The 393-nt window shown below is 67.7% G+C and carries 1 protein-coding gene; it reads left to right on the top strand.

Features of this window, described 5'->3' with window-relative positions:
• On the top strand, positions 1-393 hold a 393-nt coding region (locus ACYPXD_RS32255; RefSeq protein ID WP_459721825.1), incomplete at both ends, for a hypothetical protein.

The following is a 393-nucleotide window of genomic DNA, read 5'->3' as shown; positions in this document are numbered from 1 at the left end:
ATCTCGTGATCGTCAACGAACGGGCTTCGTCGTATATCCAGGAATTGCAGGGGGCGATTGAAACCGCGGTGCGCAGCAGCCAGTCGCGGCCGCGCTCTGACGGGGAGCTCGCGCAGGGTTCGATCTACGTGCTGCGTGCCGACCTGATGAGCGTCGAGGCCAGAGCGCTGCTGCTGTCGGCCGCGCGCGTTGCACTGCTGGCGCGCCGCGGCGCCATCGCTACCCAGCTGGGCTATCTGGCGCAAATGCCGGCACGATTGCCTACGCCGCGCCGGCAACGAAACGCGTGGTTACCGCCGTGGCCGGCCCCTCCCGAAGCGTCTGCGGTGGCGATGCTGACCGCCGGCCTCGAATTCTTCAATGGCCTCGGCGGCTTTGGCCGTAACGGCAGCG

This window comes from Paraburkholderia sp. 2C (genome assembly GCF_054589215.1).
Note: the sequence above shows the minus strand (reverse complement) of the source record. Positions and strands in the feature narration are given on the sequence as shown.